Annotated in this window: 16 protein-coding genes and 2 tRNA genes; 14 read left to right on the top strand and 4 right to left on the bottom strand. The window is 72.1% G+C overall.

The genetic code is table 11. The features are described 5' to 3' along the window. Nucleotides 1–47 precede the first annotated feature (47 nt). Nucleotides 48–121: transfer RNA gene (locus tag R4Z63_RS11460), tRNA-Lys, on the bottom strand. A 215-nt stretch (nucleotides 122–336) separates the two neighbouring features. Here R4Z63_RS11460 and R4Z63_RS11455 point away from each other — a divergent pair. From R4Z63_RS11455 to R4Z63_RS11435, 5 genes are all read left to right on the top strand, one after another. Beyond that, nucleotides 337–1,692, top strand: coding sequence for a peptidoglycan-binding protein (locus tag R4Z63_RS11455; protein WP_384446226.1), 1,356 nt, complete (start codon nucleotides 337–339; stop codon nucleotides 1,690–1,692). Between the two features lie 534 nt (nucleotides 1,693–2,226). Beyond that, on the top strand, nucleotides 2,227–3,915 hold the full coding sequence (locus R4Z63_RS11450; RefSeq protein WP_491522533.1) for an SPFH domain-containing protein: 1,689 nt from the start codon (nucleotides 2,227–2,229) through the stop codon (nucleotides 3,913–3,915). Nucleotides 3,916–4,143: 228 nt separating this feature from the next. Continuing rightward, entirely contained in the window at nucleotides 4,144–4,752 is a 609-nt protein-coding gene (locus R4Z63_RS11445) for a lytic polysaccharide monooxygenase auxiliary activity family 9 protein (protein ID WP_052030831.1), read from the top strand. 26 nt (nucleotides 4,753–4,778) lie between these two features. After that, nucleotides 4,779–6,464, top strand: a complete 1,686-nt coding sequence (locus R4Z63_RS11440; RefSeq protein WP_384446094.1) for an AMP-binding protein — start codon at nucleotides 4,779–4,781, stop codon at nucleotides 6,462–6,464. 165 nt (nucleotides 6,465–6,629) lie between these two features. Beyond that, a tRNA-Lys gene (locus R4Z63_RS11435) sits at nucleotides 6,630–6,703 on the top strand. Between the two features lie 74 nt (nucleotides 6,704–6,777). Here R4Z63_RS11435 and R4Z63_RS11430 read toward each other — a convergent pair. Then, nucleotides 6,778–7,536 (bottom strand): IclR family transcriptional regulator, encoded by a 759-nt coding sequence (locus tag R4Z63_RS11430; RefSeq protein WP_384446092.1) that lies wholly within the window; start codon nucleotides 7,534–7,536, stop codon nucleotides 6,778–6,780. 252 nt (nucleotides 7,537–7,788) lie between these two features. On the opposite strand from R4Z63_RS11430, the gene R4Z63_RS11425 reads away from it, so the two are divergent. The 4 genes from R4Z63_RS11425 to R4Z63_RS11410 all read left to right on the top strand — a co-directional run bounded on the left by R4Z63_RS11425 (nucleotide 7,789) and on the right by R4Z63_RS11410 (nucleotide 12,127). Continuing rightward, nucleotides 7,789–8,952, top strand: coding sequence for an LLM class flavin-dependent oxidoreductase (locus tag R4Z63_RS11425; protein WP_384446090.1), 1,164 nt, complete (start codon nucleotides 7,789–7,791; stop codon nucleotides 8,950–8,952). Nucleotides 8,953–9,208: 256 nt separating this feature from the next. Further along, nucleotides 9,209–10,900, top strand: coding sequence for a glycosyl hydrolase family 18 protein (locus R4Z63_RS11420; RefSeq protein WP_384446088.1), 1,692 nt, complete (start codon nucleotides 9,209–9,211; stop codon nucleotides 10,898–10,900). Between the two features lie 158 nt (nucleotides 10,901–11,058). After that, the gene (locus R4Z63_RS11415; RefSeq protein ID WP_384446086.1) at nucleotides 11,059–11,907 is read left to right on the top strand and encodes a helix-turn-helix domain-containing protein; all 849 of its coding nucleotides are present in this window, start codon (nucleotides 11,059–11,061) and stop codon (nucleotides 11,905–11,907) included. After that, the gene (locus R4Z63_RS11410) at nucleotides 11,867–12,127 is read left to right on the top strand and encodes a DUF397 domain-containing protein (RefSeq protein ID WP_384446084.1); all 261 of its coding nucleotides are present in this window, start codon (nucleotides 11,867–11,869) and stop codon (nucleotides 12,125–12,127) included. The genes R4Z63_RS11415 and R4Z63_RS11410 overlap by 41 nt, the downstream gene beginning before the upstream one ends. Before the next feature lies 1 nt (nucleotide 12,128). Here R4Z63_RS11410 and R4Z63_RS11405 read toward each other — a convergent pair whose 3' ends face one another. Further along, a complete protein-coding gene (locus R4Z63_RS11405) occupies nucleotides 12,129–13,115 on the bottom strand; it encodes a LuxR C-terminal-related transcriptional regulator (RefSeq protein WP_384446082.1) in 987 nt (328 codons plus the stop codon). 265 nt (nucleotides 13,116–13,380) lie between these two features. Between R4Z63_RS11405 and R4Z63_RS11400 the strand changes: the two genes are divergently transcribed. The 4 genes from R4Z63_RS11400 to R4Z63_RS11385 all read left to right on the top strand — a co-directional run bounded on the left by R4Z63_RS11400 (nucleotide 13,381) and on the right by R4Z63_RS11385 (nucleotide 16,472). Next, complete coding sequence (locus tag R4Z63_RS11400) at nucleotides 13,381–13,554, top strand: hypothetical protein (protein ID WP_384446080.1); 174 nt, start codon at nucleotides 13,381–13,383, stop codon at nucleotides 13,552–13,554. A 5-nt stretch (nucleotides 13,555–13,559) separates the two neighbouring features. Continuing rightward, entirely contained in the window at nucleotides 13,560–13,835 is a 276-nt protein-coding gene (locus R4Z63_RS11395; protein ID WP_384446078.1) for a hypothetical protein, read from the top strand. A gap of 22 nt (nucleotides 13,836–13,857) precedes the next feature. Next, the gene (locus R4Z63_RS11390; protein ID WP_384446076.1) at nucleotides 13,858–15,063 is read left to right on the top strand and encodes an aggregation-promoting factor C-terminal-like domain-containing protein; all 1,206 of its coding nucleotides are present in this window, start codon (nucleotides 13,858–13,860) and stop codon (nucleotides 15,061–15,063) included. Between the two features lie 98 nt (nucleotides 15,064–15,161). Then, complete coding sequence (locus tag R4Z63_RS11385; RefSeq protein WP_384446074.1) at nucleotides 15,162–16,472, top strand: NlpC/P60 family protein; 1,311 nt, start codon at nucleotides 15,162–15,164, stop codon at nucleotides 16,470–16,472. A 79-nt stretch (nucleotides 16,473–16,551) separates the two neighbouring features. On the opposite strand, the gene R4Z63_RS11380 is transcribed toward R4Z63_RS11385, so the two are convergent. Then, complete coding sequence (locus tag R4Z63_RS11380; protein ID WP_384446072.1) at nucleotides 16,552–18,438, bottom strand: putative bifunctional diguanylate cyclase/phosphodiesterase; 1,887 nt, start codon at nucleotides 18,436–18,438, stop codon at nucleotides 16,552–16,554. 321 nt (nucleotides 18,439–18,759) lie between these two features. On the opposite strand from R4Z63_RS11380, the gene R4Z63_RS11375 reads away from it, so the two are divergent. Then, nucleotides 18,760–20,019, top strand: a complete 1,260-nt coding sequence (locus R4Z63_RS11375; protein ID WP_384446070.1) for a M6 family metalloprotease domain-containing protein — start codon at nucleotides 18,760–18,762, stop codon at nucleotides 20,017–20,019. The last annotated feature ends 28 nt before the right edge of the window (nucleotides 20,020–20,047 follow it).

Raw genomic sequence — 20,047 nt, 5'->3', positions numbered from 1 at the left:
CGAAGAAGCCCCTCACAGGTTTCCCTGTGAGGGGCTTCTTCCGTCTGTGCGCCGCCAGGGACTCGAACCCCGGACCCGCTGATTAAGAGTCAGCTGCTCTAACCAACTGAGCTAGCGGCGCTTGCTGACAGGGAAAACTCTACCCCACCTCCGCGGGTGCTCATGACCAGCCACGCCCACCTTGTCCGATTAACCCATGTTTGGGCAGTTTATCGTGCACGATATGTCTGCGCCGCCCGCATCTGACGCTTTACCAGATGCGGCCCCGGTCGACCACTGGAACAGCAGGGGAGTGGACGGAACCGCATGACGATGCAGCCCCCGGCGCATGTGCAGATGCCCATGCCCGCTTTCGAGGAGTACGAGCCCGCGGGCGACTGCGTGTGCCGGGGCTGCGCCCAGCGCCGCCGGGACCTCGCCCGCGCCGGAGCCATACCGCTTCGGGACGGCGGCCACCCCGCCGCGCGCGGCGCGCGGCGGGCGCTGGTCGTGGCCACCGCAGCCGGAGTGGTCCTCGGCGGTGGTGGCGGGACCGCGGTGGCCCTGAGCGCACCCGCCACCGGACCGGTGGCCCTCGACGACCCCGGCAGCCCGCAGGGCGGCCGCGCCCCCCTGCACGGCCCGAAGGGCATGCCGGGCAACCCCGGGGCGCCGGCCCGGCCCGGCGCCGTCAAGCGGATCGACCGCACGACGATCATCAACAGGGCCAAGCTATGGCTGGACGCGCGGGTTCCGTACAGCATGTCCGCGTACTGGTCGGACGGCTACCGGCAGGACTGCTCGGGCTACGTCTCCATGGCCTGGAACCTCGGCTCGAACGAGTGGACCGGCAGCCTCGACACGTTCGCCACCAAGATCACGAAGGAGGAGTTGCTGCCGGGGGACATGCTGCTCTTCCACAACCCGGCGGACCCCAACAACGGCTCGCACGTGGTCCTCTTCGGCGGATGGGTCGACGAGACGCGCACCCACTACGTCGCCTACGAGCAGACGCGCCCCACGACGCGGAAGCAGGCCACGCCCTACGGCTACTGGGCCAACGCGGCGAAGTACGTCCCCTACCGGTTCAACGGGGTGACCGGCGGCATCGTCCCGGAGGCCCCGGGCACCGTCCCCGCCCCCGAAGCGCCGGCGGCGGGCCCGAAACCCGGCGACCCCGCCAGGACCTTCCCGGGCGCGGACACGTTCGGCCCGGGCGCCGTCAACGACCACGTCGCCCAGCTGGGCCGGATGCTGATCGAGCGCGGTGCCTACCGCTTCTACCCCAAGGGGGTGGCCGACCGGACGTGGAGCGACCACGATCGGCTCGCCACCCAGGCCTTCCAGCGGGCGCAGGGCTGGACGGGCGCCGACGCCGACGGCGTGCCCGGCGCGCACACCTGGCGCCTGCTCGTCGACCAGCAGGGCAAGAACATCCCGCCGACGGTGGGCGCGGCGCCCGGCCCCGGCGGCGTACGGGCCTACCCCGGCGCCGCGGTGTTCCGCCCGGGGCAGTCGCACCCGGCCATCGAGGCCCTCGGCCGACAGCTGGTGAAGAAGGGCTTCGGCAGGTACTACACGTCCGGGCCGGGCCCCCGCTGGGGCGAGGCCGACCGCCGCAACGTCGAGGCCTTCCAGCGCGCGCAGGGCTGGCGCGGGGCCGCGGCCGACGGCTATCCGGGCCCGGAAACGTGGCGTCGGTTGTTCGCATGACGGAGGTAACGATGTTTCCCACGCGCACCACCTCGACGACGGGCACCCTCCGCCTGCCGGCCGCGCCCGAGCCCGCCCCGACCTCCTTCGGTTGGGCCGCCACCACCCCGACCCTGTCCCTGCGGGCCGCACCCCCGCCGGCTGCGGAACGGGCTCCGTCCCGCACCGGCGACGGGCCCGCCGCGCCGCCCGCCACCGGGTCCGTCCCGCCGCCGGCCGGTGAGGCCGTGCCCGGTCCCGTCCCGGTGCCCGCGGCCGCATCGGGTGCGGTGTCGGCGGAGCCGCCGGGGGGAGCCCTGGCCCGCGCCCGCCGCATCGGCGGCGCCCGTTCCGACCCCGTCCGGGCCGGGGGAGCCGTGGCCCGCGCCCGCCGGGCACGGTTCGACGATGCCCGCCCGGCCCTCCGTATCGGCGCCGGCCGGGTCGGCCTCCTCCGGGCCGGCCCCCGCCGCCGTTGCGTGGCCCGCCGTCGCACCGCACGGGGTACCGGTTCCCGCCGGACAGGCCCCGCCCCGGGCTGCCGAGCCGTCTGCGGTGTCTGCCCCGCAGCCCAGGCCCGCCGCACAGACCCCGCAGACCCCGGACGGGTGCGGTTCCGCGGCCGTGCCGGGGGCGGTGCTCGCGGGGGTGCCCGCAGCGCAGGCCCCGCGGGCCGTACCGCTCGGCACGTACGCCGTGCCCCCGGCGGTGGAGCAGCCCGTGGGGCCCGCCCCGGAGACGGCCTCCGAGCCGCCCGCCGTTCCGGCGCCCGCCGGTGAGGCCGAGCCTCTGGCGGCGCGGGCGCCGCACGCGTCCTGGCCGCAGCCGACGCCCCGCCCGGCGGACAGGGTTCCCGGACCCCTCCTCCCTGCTCCTGCGGCGGCTCCGCTCGCGCACGGCGAGACGGCGGGGGTGGACGACGGCTCCGGCCGCGTCCCGGCGCCGGGTCCGCAGGCGGCCGAGGCGGCCGAGGCGGCCGAGGCCGCGGTGCCCGCGGCGCGGGGGCGGGCCGAGCCCGAGCACACCCGGGCGGGCTCGGAGGGCGGACGGCCGGACGCCGGTGTCCCGCACCCGCAGTGCGGGGAGCGCGAGGAGTCCGGTGCCGCCCCGAACTCGGGCGTGCCCGGACCGGGCGTCGCCGAGATCGTCGCCCGGGCGGTGACGCGCGCCATGGAGGAGGACAGCGCCCGGGACCTCCCGAACGCCGCCGCCCCCCACCGCGGGACCGCCGTCACCGAGGTCCCGTTGCACCTCCCGTTCCGTGCCGCGTCGACCGGCCTCCTGCCCCAGCGCGCCCCCGCGGCGGTGGCCCGCCCCGTGCGCCCCGCCCCCGGCCGCCGGGTCCCCCGCGGCGACGACCAGCTCCGCGAGCACCGTGGCCCGGTGCTGCCCGGCTGGGTCGGCGTGGCCGTCGGCGGCCTCGCCCTCGTCGGCTGCACGGCGGTGCTCTGGCGGGCCGGGGCCGTCCCCGACGCCTTCGCGGCCGCGTTCGGGGCCGCCCCCCGCGCCTACCGCGGACTGCGTGCCGCCGACTGGCCGCCGCTGGCCTTCCTCGGCGTCGTGGCCCTCGTGGCGCTCGGCGGCCTCGGTCGGGCGCGTACCGGCCACGCCTGGGTGCTCACCCTCTTCGGCCGCTACCGCGGCACGGTCCGCCGTACCGGTCTGACCTGGGTCAGCCCTCTCCTGCTGCGCCGCCGGGTGGATGTACGCCTGCGCCACTGGCGCAGCGACCCGATGCCCGCCGTCGACTCCGGCGGACTGGCCCTCCAGGTCGTTGTCCAGGTCGTCTGGCAGGTCAAGGACACCGCCCGTGCCACGCTCGCCGTCGCGGACCACACCGGATACCTCGCCGAGCAGGTCGAGTCCGCCATGGCCCGCGTGCTCTCCCAGCTTCCGGCAGACGCCTTCCACGAGGACGCCCCGACCCTGCGCGACGCCGAGGCCGTCGGCGACGCGCTGACCCGGATGCTGGCGGCCGAGACCGAGGCGGTCGGGATCGAGGTGTTCTCGGCCCAGCCGACCCGGATCGAGTACGCGGCCGAGGTCGCCGAGGCCATGCGCCGCCGCCGGGTCGCGGCGATCGACGCCAAGCATCGGGACACGGTGCTGGCCTCGGTGGTGGACGCGGTGGACGACACCGTCCACCGGCTGACCTCGCGCGGACTCGTCGAGCTCGACGACTACGAGCGCAAGGCCCTGGTGAAGGACCTCACGGTCGCCTTCTGCACGGGACGCGCCGACTAGGGCCGGCCGGGGGCGTGGGGCAGGCGGGGCCTTCGCGATGTGCCCGGGCGGGGCCGGGGCACGTACCGCGTCGGGAGCGGGAGCGGGAACGGGTGGCCGGAAGAGACCGGACCACCCGTTCTCTCATTGGTATGGACATGGCCAACTCTCGTCAATAATCTGGGACTTGGTCTAGACCTGAATCCCCTGCGCGCGCTCGCCGAACTCCCCCCACGTCCAAGGAGCATCATGCGTAACGTCCGCGTGCCCGGACGGGCCGGCGTCGCCGCGCTCGGTCTCGGCCTCGTTGCCGCAGTCACCCTCGTCGGCGCCCCCAGCGCCAGCGGTCACGGCTACACCGACACCCCCATCAGCCGCCAGAAGCTCTGTGCCAACAGGACGGTCTCCGACTGTGGTGCGATCCAGTGGGAGCCGCAGAGCGTCGAGGGCTTCAAGGGCTTCCCGGCCGCCGGCCCCGCCGACGGCAAGATCTGTTCCGGAGGCCTCTCGCAGTTCGCCGAGCTCGACAACCCGCGCGGCGGCGCCTGGCCCACCACCAAGGTGACCAGCGGTCAGGGCTATTCCTTCCGGTGGCAGTTCACTGCCAACCACTCCACCACCGACATCAAGTACTACGTCACCAAGAACGGCTGGACCGGCACCAAGGCCCTCACCCGCGCCGATCTCGAACCCCAGCCCTTCCTCACCGTCGCCTACAACGGCGCCCGCCCCGCCATGACCACCGTGCACCAGGGCGCCATGCCGAGCGGCAAGACGGGCCGGCACCTCATCCTGGCGGTCTGGACCGTCAACGACACCCCGATGGCCTTCTACGCCTGCTCGGACGTTCAATTCTGACCATACGTCAGCTACCCTCCGGCGGCATGCGGACGACGACAGCACCCGAAACCGTCGCGGAGCTCATAGCGCGCCAATGGGGCGACCACCGGCCCGGGCTGAAGCACGCGGAAGGCGTCCTCACCCACCACCGGACCGCCCGCGAAGCCGCCGCACGCGCCGCGCTCCTCGTCGACCTCATGCCCGCGGAGGCCGAGCCGCACCTCGGGGTCCTGCTCGACAACACCCCCGAGTTCCCGTTCTGGCTCGGCGCGGCGGCCCTCGCCGGGGCCGCCGTCGCCGGGATCAACCCCACCCGGCGCGGCCCCGAGCTGGCCCGGGACATCCTGCACACCGAGTGCCGGCTCCTGATCACCGAGCCCGCCCACCTTCCCCTGCTGCGCGGCCTCGACCTGCCGGGCGTACGCGTCCTGATCACCGGCACCGAGGAGTACGAGGCCCTCCTCGCGCCCTACGCGGCCGCCAAGCCCGGCGACGCCGCACTGCGCACCCCCGGCCCGGACTCCCGCCTCCTCCTCTACTTCACCTCCGGCTCCACCGGCGCTCCCAAGGCCGCCATCTGCAGCCAGGGCCGGCTCGCCGCCGCCGGAGCCTCGCTGGCCCGCAGCTTCTCCGTCGGCCCGGACGACGTCCACTACGTGTGCATGCCGCTCTTCCACGGCAACGCCGTCATCGCCGACTGGCTCCCGGCGCTCGTCGGCGGGGCCGCGGTGGCCCTGCGGCGGCGCTTCTCCGCCTCGGCGTTCCTGGACGACGTACGGGCGTACGAGGCCACCTACTTCACCTACGTCGGGCGGGCGATCCAGTACCTGCTGGCCACCGGGCCCCGCCCCGACGATCGTGTCCACCGCCTGCGGCTCGGCTTCGGCACCGAGGCCGGGGCGGTGGACGCGGCACGCTTCGCCGAGCGATTCGGCGTCCGCCTGGTGGAGGGTTACGGCGCCACCGAGGGCGGCGCCTCGATCCAGCGCACCCCGGACACCCCGCCGGGCGCCCTGGGTCGGGCGGGTGCGGGCGACAACCTGGCGGTCATCGACCCGGAGACGGGCGCGGAATGCCCTCCGGCCGTCCTGGACGGGGGCGGCCGCCTCCTCAACGGCTCGGCCGCCATCGGGGAACTCGTCAACCGGGGCCACAGCCTGTTCGAGGGCTACTGGCGCAACCCCGAGGCGGAGGCCGACCGCACCCGCGACGGCTGGTACTGGACGGGCGACCTGTTCTTCCGCGACGCGGCGGGCTTCCTCTACTTCGCGGGCCGCACCGACGACCGGCTCCGCGTCGACAGCGAGAACCTCGCCGCAGCGGTGATCGAGAACATCCTGGCCCGCTGGCCGCAGGCAGCCGCGGTGGCCGTCTACGGGGTCCCGGACGAGGTCGCCGGCGACCAGGTAATGGCGGCCCTGTCCCTCCGGGAGGGGGCGGAGTTCTCCCCGGACGCCTTCGCCGCCTTCCTCGCCGGCCAGCCGGATCTGGGCACGAAGATGCTTCCGCGCTATGTCCGCGTCGTCCCGGAGATGCCGGTCACCGCGACGAACAAGGTCCACCGCGTGTCCCTGCGCCGGGCGGGCTTCCGATGTGCCGACCCGGTCTGGCACCGGTCCCCCGCGGGGGGCTACACCCTCCTGACCCCGCCCGAGCTCATGGCCCTGCTGGCCCGGTACGCGGCGCAGGGCCGCACGGACCTCCTCGACCGCGAAGCGGGCCTCCGCTAAGGAGGGCGGTGTTCCGGAACGGTGAAAGGTGCAGGTGGGGAGTGGGCTCGGGGCCGTCCGGGCGGGGGCGGCCGCCCGCCGCGGGTGCCCGCGGTCCGCGCGTACCCGCGCGGGGCGTGGTTTGGAGCACCCCTGAGGACCGGGTACTATTTTCTCTGTCAGCAGGCGCCGCTAGCTCAGTTGGTTAGAGCAGCTGACTCTTAATCAGCGGGTCCGGGGTTCGAGTCCCTGGCGGCGCACCTGTCCTTCGGGCGGTTTCCGGTTCACCGGGAACCGCCCGAAGTGTTTTCCGGCCGGCCCCGAACGGGCGCCGCTAGAGGGTGAGCGACAGCAGCAGCGGCGCGGCCTTCCGGTTCAGGGTGTCGGCCGCGGCGCGCAGCCGGTGCGCGTGCTCGACCGGCATCGACAGCGCCAGGCAGCCGACCGAGGCGCCCGCCGTGATCGGGACGGCCGCGCAGACCGTGCCCACGGCGTACTCCTGCAGGTCCAGCATCGGGACGGTGGCCGGCTGGGCGTCCAGCTTGGAGAAGAGGACCCGCTCGTTCACGATCGTCTTCGACGTGAGCCGGGCGATCTTGTGTCGGGACAGGTGGTCGCGCCGCCCGTTCAGGTCCAACTGGGTCAGCAGGCACTTGCCGACCGCGCTGGCGTGCGCAGCCGACCGGAAGTCGACCCACTCGTGGACCTTCGGGGTGCGAGGGCTGTCCGCGAACTGCGTGATCCTGACCTCGCCGTCCACGTACCGGCTGATGTAGACGGCCGCGCCGACCGAATCGCGCAGCCGGTCGAGGGTCTCTTGGAGCTTGTCGGTCAGGGCCTGCTGGCGGTCGGTGCCGGACCCGAGCAGGACGAGGGAGTCCCCTATGGCGTACGCGCCGTCCGCCACCTGCAGGACGTATCCCTCCCGGCGCAGCATCAACAGCATGGGGGCGAGATGGACTGCGGGCAGGCCGGTCTCACGCGCGATCTGCATGTCGGTCACACCGCCGGTGTGCCGTGCGATCGTTTCGAGTACGCGCAGTGCGTACTGCACCGAGTGGAACGGCGCGGTCGGCTCGGGCTTCAGCGCCACGGTTTCCCCCCTAGCAGGTTGTTACCGCTTGCCTTACCACGATAGCCATCAAGAGGCCCCTGTGGAGCGTCGGTTGGGGAGATTGATGGCTCGATCGCGTCCGTCTGCCTCGATCTATGACGCAGGCATATGCCGTGGTCACGCGTCCCGCGCCGTCGCTCCGGGAATGCCCGGCGACCGGTCACGGTTCGAGTTCTTCGTACGGTTTCGCGCGGACGTCGCGCGGACGTGGACGACGGTACGGGAGCGACGATGAGTGACACCGGGGACGCGGGCGGCGCGGCGAGCGGGCTGCGCGGAGGCGGCGCCGACGGCCCGGCCGTCGATGCGCAGGACGGCCCCGGCGGCATACGGGGTACCGCCCTCGGCCGGGCGCCCGTACCGCTCTCCGTCCTGGACCTGGTCACCGTCGGCGCCGGCAGCACCGCGCACGACTCCCTGCGCACCAGTGTGGCGATCGCGCGCCTCGCCGAATCCCGCGGCTACCACCGCCACTGGGTCGCCGAGCACCACTCCATGCCCGGCGTCGCCAGCTCCTCGCCGGCTGTGATCCTGGCCCACCTCGCCGCGCACACCTCCCGCATCCGGCTCGGCTCCGGCGGGGTGATGCTGCCCCATCATGCCCCGCTCGCCGTCGCCGAACAGTTCGGCACCCTGGAGGCGCTCGCCCCGGGGCGGATCGACCTCGGGCTCGGCCGGGCCCCCGGCACCGACGGCCGCACGGCCGCCGCACTGCGCGGGCCCGGACGGCTCGATGAGGGTGCGGACGAGTTCCCGCGCCGGCTCGCGGAGCTCACCCGCTTCCTCGACGACGACTTCCCCGACGGGCATCCGTACGCCCGCGTGCACGCCGTACCGGGCCCGGTGCAGGGTCCGGCCGGGCGGCCGCCGCTATGGCTGCTCGGCTCCTCCGGCTTCAGTGCGCAGCTCGCCGGAGAGCTGGGCCTGCCCTTCGCCTACGCCCACCACTTCTCGGCGGCGGGCACGCTGCCCGCGCTCGACCTCTACCGCAGGAGCTTCCGGCCCTCGGCCGTCCTGGATGCCCCCTACGCCGTCATCGGGGTGTCGGCGCTCGCCGCCGACACCGACGAGGAGGCCCGCGCCCAGGTGCTCACGGGCGCGCTGTCGATGCTGCGGCTGCGCGCCGGGCGCCCGGGGCTGGTGCCCACGCCCGAGGAGGCGGCCGCGTACCCCTACACCCCGCTGGAGCGGGAGTTCGTGGACGGCTGGCTCGCCAACATCGTCCACGGCACATCCGGCGCGGTCGCCGACGGCCTCGACGGCCTCGCCCGACGCACCGGGGCGGACGAGCTGATGCTGACGACCAACGCCCACAGCGGGGCCGCGCGTCTGCGCTCCTACGCTCTGGTCGCCGATGCCTACGGCATGCCGGAGTCGGCGCCCTCGGTCGACTGACGTCAGGAGAACGGGGTTTGGCTGGTTTGTTGCCAAAACCTTGCCGGAGGCTGTCTCAAGGGAGCCTTAAACCGCTCGTCACCCGGGGTGGCGAGCGGTTTCTGATGTGCGCTCACGTCTCTGACTTGGGTAAATGGCGCGGGAGTGGTCTAGTCCTTCTTTGGTCCGAACCATTGACGCGGGGCGTGAGTGATCGCTATCACTTCTCTCACCCGAACCTCCAGCACTCTCCTCCCAGCCCCCCCGGAGGCAGTACATGCACATCCGTAAACCCTTCGCCGCGGCCGCCGCAACGGTCGCGCTGGCAGCCGGAGCGCTTGCCTCCTTCGCGGGACTCGGCACCGCCCAGGCCGCCGACGCCGCGGCCGGAGCCACGGCGGGCGGCGTCCGCATCGCCTACTACGACCAGTGGAGCGTGTACGGGAACGCCTTCTACCCCAAGCACCTCGACACCCGGGGCATAGCGAGCAAGCTGGACATCATCAACTACTCGTTCGGCAACATCCACCCCACCGAGCTCACCTGCTTCGAGGCGAACAAGGCGGCCGGCGATGACAACAACCCCAACGCCGGTGACGGCGCGGGCGACAGCTACGCCGACTACCAGAAGTCCTTCAGCGCGGCCGACAGCGTGGACGGCGTCGCCGACAAGTGGGACCAGCCGATCGTGGGCGTCTTCAACCAGTTCAAGGAACTGAAGGCCAAGTACCCCCACCTGAAGATCAACATCTCGCTGGGCGGCTGGACGTACTCCAAGTACTTCCACGACGCGGCCAAGACCGACGCCTCCCGCAAGAAGTTCGTCGCCTCCTGCATCAAGCAGTACATCAAGGGCGACCTCCCGGTGGAGGGCGGCTTCGGCGGCCCCGGCACCGCGGCGGGCATCTTCGACGGCATCGACATCGACTGGGAGTACCCGGGCTCCTCCGGCGGCCACCTGGGCAACCACTACGGCCCCGAAGACAAGCAGAACTTCACCCTGCTGCTCCAGGAGTTCCGCAAGCAGCTCGACGCCGAGGGCGCGGCCAACGGCGGCAAGAAGTACATGCTGACCGCGGCCCTCCCGGCCGGCCAGGACAAGATCAAGTACATCGAGACCGACAAGATCGGCCAGTACTTGGACTACGCCAACATCATGACGTACGACATGCACGGCGCCTGGGACGGCGACGGGCCGACGTACCACCAGTCCCCGCTGTACCCGTCCGCGGCCGACCCGACCGACCCGATCGCGCCGGGCACCGAGAAGTACAGCATCGACAACGCCATCGACTCCTGGATCGACGGCAACCCGGCCTACGGCATCACCGGCGGCTTCCCCGCCGACAAGCTGACCCTGGGCTACGAGTTCTACTACCGCGGCTGGAAGGGCGTTCCGGCCGGCAGCACCAACGGCCTCGCCCAGACCGCGACCGGCGGCTCCGCCGCGCGACCGCTCAGCCAGCAGGCGGGCATCGCGCACTACAAGGAGCTCGGCGGCATCGTCGACAACCCGGCGACCACCTTCTGGGACGACCAGTCGAAGTCCTCGTACTTCTACAAGGACGGCGAGTTCTTCACCGGCCTGAACCAGAAGTCCATCCAGGCCCGGGTCGACTACGGCAAGCAGCGCGGCCTGGCCGGCGCGATGATGTACTCCCTGCTCGGCCTCGACAACAACGCCACGCTGCTGGGCCAGATCTCCGACGCCCTGGGCGGCACCACGGTCCCGCCGACCACGCCTCCCACGACGCCGCCGACCACCACGCCGCCGACGACGACCCCGCCGACCACGCAGCCTCCGACCGGCTGCAGCTCGACCCCGGCCTACGTCGCGGGCACGATCTACACCGCCGGCAACGAGGTCTCCCACAACGGCCGCACGTACAAGGCCCAGTGGTGGACGCAGAACGAGACGCCGGGCACCACCGGTGAATGGGGTGTCTGGAAGGACCTCGGCGCCTGCTGATCTCCCCCCACCCCGCGCCGAGCGACGCCTCCGCCCCGCCCCCTCTCCCAGGGGCGGGGCGGAGGTGTGTGACATGGTTGCCGGATTCCGGACACCCTGCCGTAGTGACCTCGTTAGGCTCGGCCACAAGCCCGCTTCCCGCTTGGGGGTGCCGTCCCATGGTCCTGGCCCGCGACATCGATCCCAGCGCCTCGCCGCTGGACTACTACAGCTACGAGTTGCGCCGCCTGAAAGAGGAAGCGGGCCTGAAACAGTCGCAGCTCGGCGCGATCATCTTCTGCACGGGCTCCCTGATCGGCATGGTCGAAAACGGCCGCCGCGTCCCGACCCGCGACTTCTCGGAGCGGGTGGATGCGGCCCTGAATACGGGCGGGGTGTTCTCCCGCCTGGTGGGGCTTGTCCTGCGGACCCAGTTGCCCAACTGGTTCCAGGCGTACGCCGAGATGGAAGCGAGGGCCACACACATCTCTTCGTTCCAGCCGCAGCTGGTGTACGGACTCCTGCAGACGGAGAGGTACGCGCGAGCGGTACTTCGCGCAGGGTGGGGCGAGAGCCTCGATGACGCGGTTGCGGCTCGGTTGGAACGCCAGCGCATCCTCAGCAGGGAGCGTCCGCCACTGGTCTGGGTGGTCTTGGACGAGGCCGTGCTGCACCGCCCGTTCGAGAGTCCCGAGATCATGCGGGAGCAACTGGACCGGTTGCTGGAGTTTCGGGACCTGAGGACCGTGCGTATTCAGATCCTCCCGTTCAGCTCCGGGCAACACCCGGCCACAGTAGGGGCGTTCAATGTTCTCCGATTCGAGAAGGAGCCGGATGTCGTCTACGCCGAGAGCTACGGCTCGGCCCATGTGACGGCGAATCCCGAGACGGCCAGTGACTGTGCACATCGCTACGATCATCTGCAGGCTGCGGCGCTCTCCATGGACGATTCCGCGGCACTGATCGCCCGCGTACGGGAGGAACGTTATGGGAACCCAGAACAGTCTGACGGGCGCGCTTTGGCGTAAGTCCAGCTACAGCGGTGGGACCGGCGGCGACTGCGTCGAGTGCGCCCCGCTCGACGGCGCCGCCTGGCGCAAGGCTTCGTACAGCAGCACCAACGGCGGCGAGTGCGTCGAGGTGGCCGCGCAGCCGTGCCGGGTCGCCGTCCGGGATTCCAAGAACCCCGACGGGCCCGCCTTCACCGTCGGGGCGGCGGCGTTCGCCGCCTTCGCCCGCAGCCTGTGACTTAGAGCCAGCCCTGCTGAGCCGCCTTGAGGCCCGCCTCGAAGCGGCTCGTGGCGTGGAGGCGTTCCATCAGCGCAGACATCTGCCGCCGTACGGTCCGCAGCGACACCCCGAGCCGTTTGCCCGCGGCCTCGTCCGTCAGGCCGGAGGCCAGCAGCTTCAGCAGTTCCAGCTCGGCCGCGCTCGGGCGGGAGTCGCCCGTACGGCAGCGGTCCGCGCCCAGCGGTACGGCGGCCTGCCACGTCTGCTCGAACAGGGTGACCAGGGAGGCCACGATCCCCGGGGCGCTGGTGCACAGTGCGCCCAGCCGTGAGTTCGCCGGATCGATGGGGACGACGGCCACGGTGCGGTCGAAGACCAGCAGGCGGGGTGGGAGCAGCGGGCTCGTGCGCACCTGGCCGCCCTGTTCCGTGAGCCAGCGGGCGTAGGACAGGGTCGTCGGGTCGTTGCGGGCGCTGTCCTGGTAGACGGACCGCATCTCGATGCCCCGGGCCAGCGCCCGCTCGTCGAGCGGCCGGGAGGACTCCAGGCTGGCCTCGGACAGGGCGCCGCCCGGCAGGATCGCCAGGCACTCGCGCTCCAGCCCGTGGGCGAGCTCCTCCAGCCGGCTCTGGATGGCGTCCATGCCCACCAGGCGTTCCGCGCCGTCGACCTCGGTGTTCGGGCGCAGTTCCGCGAACTCGGAAACCACCTGGGCCGCCGCGGCCTTGCTGCGGGCCAGTTCCTCTTGCTGCCGGGCCAGTTCCTCCTCCTGGCGGCGCAGCAGCAGTTCCAGGCCCAGTTCCGGGCGGACCGCCCGCAGTGCGCCGGGGCTGTCCCGGGACGGTCTGAGCAGGTCCAGGTCGACCAGCCGGTCCAGGCCCTCGCGGACCTGCGTCTCGGTGAGGTCGAGGCGTGCGGCCAGCTCGGCGACCCCTCCGGAGGGGTCGGCCAGCATCCCCCGGTACACGGCCTCCACCTCGGCTCCGAGCCCCAATGTCTGCAGCAAGTCCCCGCCCCCCAGCGTAACTTCGGCATCCACACCGGTGCCGTCAGCGGTGATCGTAGGCGAAACCTGGCACCAAGGTGCCAGGCCCTTTGGTGCCAGCCGGAAACCCTTCTGCGCGGGTCGCGGGCGCAGCACCATGGTGATCACCGGAACGGCGGGGGCGGAAGCCCCCGGCTCAGGCCAGAGCCCACGGACGAACCGGACAGCGCGCAGCAGCACACCGCACCGCACGGACCACCACCAGCATTCGACCTCAGGGGAAACCATGTCCCGCACCGCCCGCCGCTTCGCCGCTGTCGCCGCCGCCCTCGCCGCCCTCTGCGCCGCCGCCGTCACCGCCACTGTGGCGCCCGCCCCCGCCGAAGGCGCCCACATCAGCGCCAGCATCAACGGGGACGCGCTCCCGGCGGACGCCGACGGCAGCATCAACTGGGACTAGCCGACGTGCGCATCGTCCGGGCCGCCCTCTCGGGCCCGCGCCAGGACCCCGGCCACCCCGACGCGCTCGCGCTCCTCTCCGACCTGATCTGGGCCCACGCCGAGGCCGCCCACGGGCTCGAACACGTACGGGCCAAGCCGGCCGGCCGAGGCGTCGACCTCTACCTCTTCCTGCGGGCCGTCTCCGAGACCGCCGCGCTGGACCAGGCCCGCGCGCTTCTCGACGGCGTCCGAGCTCCCCTGCGCGCCCACGGCTACCGCACCGCCGAGCCGCGTCGCTGACGCCCTCCCACGAAGGAACACCGTGAACACCACCCTCCGCCGGGCCGCCCGCACGACCGCGGTCGCCGCCCTGTCCGGCGCCCTCGGAGCCGGACTGCTCACCGCCGCGGCCGTCGCCGCCGCCCCTGCGGCGACCGCCGCGACCACCTGCAGCGGGACCGCCTCCCTCTACGGTGTCCTCCCCGACGGCCGGCTCACCTTCAGCACCATCACACCCGCCACCGGCGACCTGAAGAAGGTGCTGGTCGGCGCCGTCCTGGGCTTCGAGCCCAGGACGATGGCCACCCTGAACTTCAACACGATCCTCGTCACGTCTACGGCCGGCGCCCTCTACCGCCTCGACGTGCTCACCAACAACACCTCCCTCGTCCTGGAACGCCCGCCCGTCAAGCTCTTCGACAGCGGCTGGACCCACGACAAGCTCACCTACGACGGCCACGGCCACCTCTACGGGACGGCCGGGGGCCTGCTGATCCAGTACCTGGTCTCGCAGCCCAAGCCGACCGGCTCGGCGCACATCGGGCAGCGCAAGGAGATCGGCAGCGGCTTCGTCCTGAAGACCCTCACCGCCGCCGGGGACGACCGGCTCCTGGCCACCACCGCGGCCGGCGCCCTCTACTCGTACACGATCAACAGCGATGGCAGCTGGGATCGCGACGACCTCAAGGCCTCGGGCTGGTCGGCCTTCGACCAGGTCGTCTCACCCGGCGGCGGCCTCTACTACGGCCGGATCGCCAGCACCGGCGCCATGTACTGGTACAAGGACGCCAATCCGGCCGACGGCTCCGGCGCCGACATCGCCTACCACAACGAGACGCCCGTCAACACGGGCGGCTGGACGCAACAGTTGCTCTCTGCCCAGCCGGCGACCTTCAGCTGTACCACCACCGCGGACCCCCTCGACGGCCGGGACATCCCCGCGGTGAAGGCGGCCGGACGCGACCTGATGAACAAGCACGACGGCGGCGCCTGGAACAGCTCCGCCCAGTGGAACTGCCTGGAGCAGCTCTGGGACAAGGAGAGCGGCTGGCGTTACTGGGCCGACAACCCGAACTCCACCGCCTACGGCATCCCGCAGGCCCTGCCCGGCTCCAAGATGGACGCCTTCGGCGACGACTGGCGCACCAACCCCGTGACGCAGATCAAGTGGGGCCTGTCCTACATCGACGGCCGGTACGGCACGCCCTGCGGCGCCTGGACCCACTTCCAGAACAACAACTGGTACTGAGCCGCGGCCCCTCCCGCGCCCGCGCCGTACCCCTCCACCTCACGACCTCCCCGGCCCGACGCGCGTGCGTCAGGGCTGCCCGAAAACCGGAGACACCGATGCTCTCGACGTCCCTCAAGCGCCGCCTCGCCGCCACCCTCGCCGTCGGCGCCACCACCCTCGGCCTGGTCACCGTGTCCTCGGCGCCCGCCCAGGCCGCCGCCATCTGCGGCGGCGACGTGTCCGTGTACGGCACCCTCCCGGACGGCCGCCTCACCTACACGGCGATATCCCCGAACACCGGGGACCGCGTGAAGACGCTGATCGGCGCGGACCTCGGCTTCACCCCCAAGGCGATGGCCACCCTCAACTTCAACACCGTCCTGGTGACCTCGACGGCCGGCGAGCTGTACCGCGTCGACATCCAGACCAACGGCAACGCCCTCGCCCTGGCCGGCGTCACGAAGATCTGGGACAGCGGCTGGACCTTCGACAAGATGACCTACGACGGCGCGGGCCACCTCTACGGCACCGTCGGCGGCCAGCTCCACCGGTACAACGTTTCCCAGGCCAAGCCCAGCGGGCCCGCCCACATCGCCAAGCACGTCGTCATCGACGAGGGCTTCGTCCTGAAGACCCTCGCCGCGGCCGGCGACGACGTCCTCGTCGCCAGCACCGCCGACGGGCGGCTGCTGTCCTACCAGATCAACGGCGTCGGGGACTGGGAGAGCGCGGAGCTCAAGGGCAGCGGCTGGTCGGCGGTCGACAGCCTGGTCTCGCCCGGCGGCGGCCTCTACTACGGCCGGACGAACGGCGGTATGTACTGGTACCACGACGCCGACCCCACCGACGGCAAGGGCGACGACATCGCCTACCACCCCGGCGACCCGGTCGACGCGAGCGGCTGGACCCAGACCCTGCTCTCCGCTTTCGCGGGCGACTGCACCTACCGTCCGCCGGCCCCGCCGACCCCCACCCCCTCCACCCAGGGCGGCCAGATCGCCCGTAGCGAGATCATGAGCCGCGCCCTGAACTGGCTCGGCCGGGACATCTCCTACAGCCAGAGCGCGTACGCCTCCGACCCGGACGGCGACCACACCTACCGCACCGACTGCTCGGGCTTCATCTCGATGGCCTGGCACGCCTCCACCAGCTACACCACCGCCAGCCTGCCGAGCGTCAGCGCCACCATCTCCAAGTCCGACCTGCAGCCCGGCGACGCGCTGAACACCTCGGACGGGCACGTGGTGCTCTTCGAGAAGTGGATCGACAAGGGTGCCGGAAAGTTCTCCTACATCCACGAGTCCAACCCGAACGACGACATGATGCGTGGCCAGGACTACCTCAACGGCGGCAGCGACGGACGTATCGCCGGCCACGCCGCGTCCGGCTACGTCGCCCTGCGCTACGACAAGACCATCAGCGGCTGACGCAGCCGCAGGAAGGCCGGACCGCCCTCGGACGGTCCGGCCCACCGGCGCGTTCGGAGCGGGTCGGTCACGCTGCCCGTCAGACCAGGGGGTGCTGGGCCGGCTCGTCGGGCAGGGCGGGGGCCGCCGCCCCCACCCGGCGCCCGATCATGCGGGCGATCACATCCGGGGTCACCGCGCGGGAGTACAGCCAGCCCTGCCCGGTGTCGCAGCCCACGCGGCGCAGCCGGGCCGCCTGCCCGGCCGTCTCCACGCACTCCGCGGTCACCGTGAGGCCCAGCCGGTGGGCGAGCTGGACCAGGGCTTCGACGATGGTCTCGTCGGCCGGGTTCGGGTGCGCGCCCTCGTCGTAGCGGAAGCCGCGTACGAAGGAGCCGTCCAGCTTCAGCACCGAGACCGGCAGCCGGCTGAGGTAGGCCAGGTTCGAGTAGCCGGTGCCGAAGTCGTCGATGGCGATGCGCACCCCCATGTCGCTCAGCGCCTGGAGCGCCTGGAGCGGCCGTCCGGCCGAGCCCATCACCGCCGACTCGGTCAGCTCCAGCTGGAGCAGCTGTGGGGCCAGGCCCGTCTCGGCCAGGATCTCCGCGACGTCGCCCACCAGGTCCGAGTCCCACACCTGCCGCACGGCGACGTTGACGGACACGAAGACCGGGGCGTCGCTCGGCTGTTCGATCTGCCAGCGGCGTGCCTGCCGGCATGCCGTCCGCAGGACCCACTGGCCCAACTGGACGATGGAACCGTCCTCCTCGGCGATGCCGATGAACCGATTCGGCGTCAGCGTGCCGAACTGCGGGTGCCGCCAGCGCACCAGGGCCTCGACACCGCGCAGCGCACCGCTCTCCAGGTCCACCAGCGGCTGGTACTCCAGGGCGAACTCGCCCCGTTCCACGGCCGGCCGGAGCGTCGAGGACAGCGCCTGCCGAGTCATGCGGTGCGCGTTGCGCTCCGGGTCGAAGAGGGTCCAGCGGGCTTTGCCGTCCGCCTTGGCCCAGTACAGGGTCGTGTCGGCGGCCTGCATCAGCCCGGTCACCGAGGTCCCGTCCGTGGCCCGCTCGACCACGCCGATGGAGGCGGAGACCGACAGCCGCTGTCCGGCCAGGTCGAACGGCTCCTGCACGGCCGTCAACACGCTGCGCGCCAGGTCCGCGAGCTGCTCGGTGCCGGTGGAGTCCTCCACGAGCACGGCGAACTCGTCCCCGCCGAGCCGTGCTACCAGGTGCCCGCCCGTGCGCCCGTAGCCGGACTGGTCCGCGCACTGGGTGAGGCGGGAGGCGACGGCCGTCAGCAGCCGGTCGCCGACGCGGTGGCCGAGAGTGTCGTTGACGGCCTTGAAGCCGTCGAGGTCCAGGTAGCACAGGCCGATCCGGCCGGTGCCGCCGCCGTGGTCGTACGTGGAGGCCTCCAGGGCTGCGGAGAGCCGCTCGAAGAACAGCGCCCGGTTGGGCAGCCGCGTGACCGGGTCGTGCATCTGGAGGTGCCGCAGCCGGGCCTGGAGGTCGCGCCGGTCGCTGATGTCGGAGACGGACAGCAGGACGTTCCCGGTGCCGGGTACGGGCCCCAGGGTGACCTCGGTCCACAGCGAGTGCCCGTCGGGGTGCTTGAGGCGGCGGGTGCAGCGCAGCCGGGCCTGGCGGCCGCGCAGGACCTCCTGGTACGCGGCCCAGGTGCGGGCCTCCGCGGCCAGGTCCACCAGGTCGGCGGCGGACCGGTGGACGAGCAGGTGCGGTTCGCTGCCCAGCAGGCAGGCAAAGGCCTGATTGGCCGTCACCACGTAGCCCTCGCGGTCCACGACGGCCATGGGGAGGTGCGCCGCGTTGAAGGCGGCCCGGTAGTCGCGCAGTTCGGACTCGGCGCGATGAGACGCCGACGGAACCGACGGCAGTACCGGCACTGATGGGTGACGCTCCGTAGTGGCCGATCGGATGCTGTCGGCCGCCGAACCGGTTCCTTCTGAGGTTCCGCTCACCGTTGGCCCCGCAGTGTTCGTGAGTGTCCGTGCAGGAAAGTGTGCCGATCATAGGGGCTGCCGGGAGGCCCTATCCAGCGGCGTCACCGGATGAGACGCGGCGGTTCGGCGTGATGACGGATCGTCGGACCGGGACCGCCTGATCGATTCCGTGCGGCTCTGAGCGGGTCGCGCCCCCTCCTGATCTCTGGTGATCGGTCGTGACGTTCTGTAGGTGGTGGCGTGAAGTCCGGGGGTCACCGGCTTGCCGTACTGCTCACTCGTGTGGGGCAGCGGAACAGGGCATAAGTAAGACAATCGCCTCAAGGTGGCTAAACAGGAATGAATCCACCACCGGAGGTCGATGTGACGCGACAGCAGACACCCGGGGGAGTGGACCGCTCTCGCGTCCGAAGTACCGCCGCGGCGCTCACTTCCCTGACGGCGCTCGCCGCCATGTCGCTCGTCGCGGGTCCCGCGGTGGCCGATTCCGGCGCCGGGCCCTGCGCCCTGACCCGCACGGCGGCGCACCACTCCCTGGGGCTGGACTCCTGGAACGGCTCCTACCCCAAGCCCGAACGCACCCTCGACGCGGTGATGGTCTTCCTCTCCTTCCCTGATCACCGGGGCACCCTGACGCCCGAGCTGCTCACCCGCGACTACTTCCCCGCCACCAGCGACTTCTTCGAGCAGGCCTCCTACGGCCGGTTCCGCCTGGTCCCGCACCCGCAGAAGGAGTGGATCCAGATGCCGCTCCCGTCCACCGCGTACGGCATAAAGCGTGACTGGGCCCCCGGCGACCGGGCCGCCTACCTGCGCGATGCGGTCGCCGCGGCCGACCCCCGGGTGGACTTCGCCCAGTACGACATCGTCTACTTCGTCGCCGACCCCGACGCCCCCGGGGTGGACTCCGACGCCACGAAGGTCGTGAACTTCGACCGCCCGATCATCGCGGACGGTGCGGAGCTGCGCCGGATCGTCACCGTCTTCGAGCGCCACCCGCCGGACCGCAACGTACTCGCGCATGAGACCGGCCACGTCTTCGACCTGCCGGACCTCTACCACCGCCCCACCGACGGCAAGGGCGACTGGGACACCTACGTCGGCGACTGGGACGTCATGGGCAGCCAGTTCGGGATGTCCCCGGACCTCTTCGCCTGGCACAAGTGGAAGCTGGGCTGGCTGGACGCCTCCCAGGTGGACTGTGTGCAGTCGGGCTCCTCGCTGCACACCCTGCAGCCGCTCGGGCAGGCACCGCCCAGCGGCGGCACGGGCGGGACCCGGCTCGCGGTCATCCGGACGGGGCCGGGCAGCGCGATCGCCGTCGAGGCCCGGGGCTCGTCCGGCAACGACGGCGGCACCTGCACCGAAGGCGTCCTTGTCTACCGGGTGCGCAACGAAGCGGCCTCCGGTGGCGGCCCCATCGAGGTGCTGGACGCGCACCCGCAGACAGAGGCGTGCTGGGACCGTTCGGTCTACCCGCCGCTGGCCGACGCCCCGCTGGAGGTGGGCGAGACGTACACGGTGCCGGGGGAGCGGATCACCATCGAGGTGGCCGACCGCACCAGGTCCGGCGCGTACACGGTGAAGATCACGACATGACGAAGAAGGCCCCCCACGCGCGTGGGGG

The organism is Streptomyces sp. PL-29 (assembly GCF_058344425.1).
This window is presented reverse-complemented; position numbering and strand designations above follow the sequence as displayed.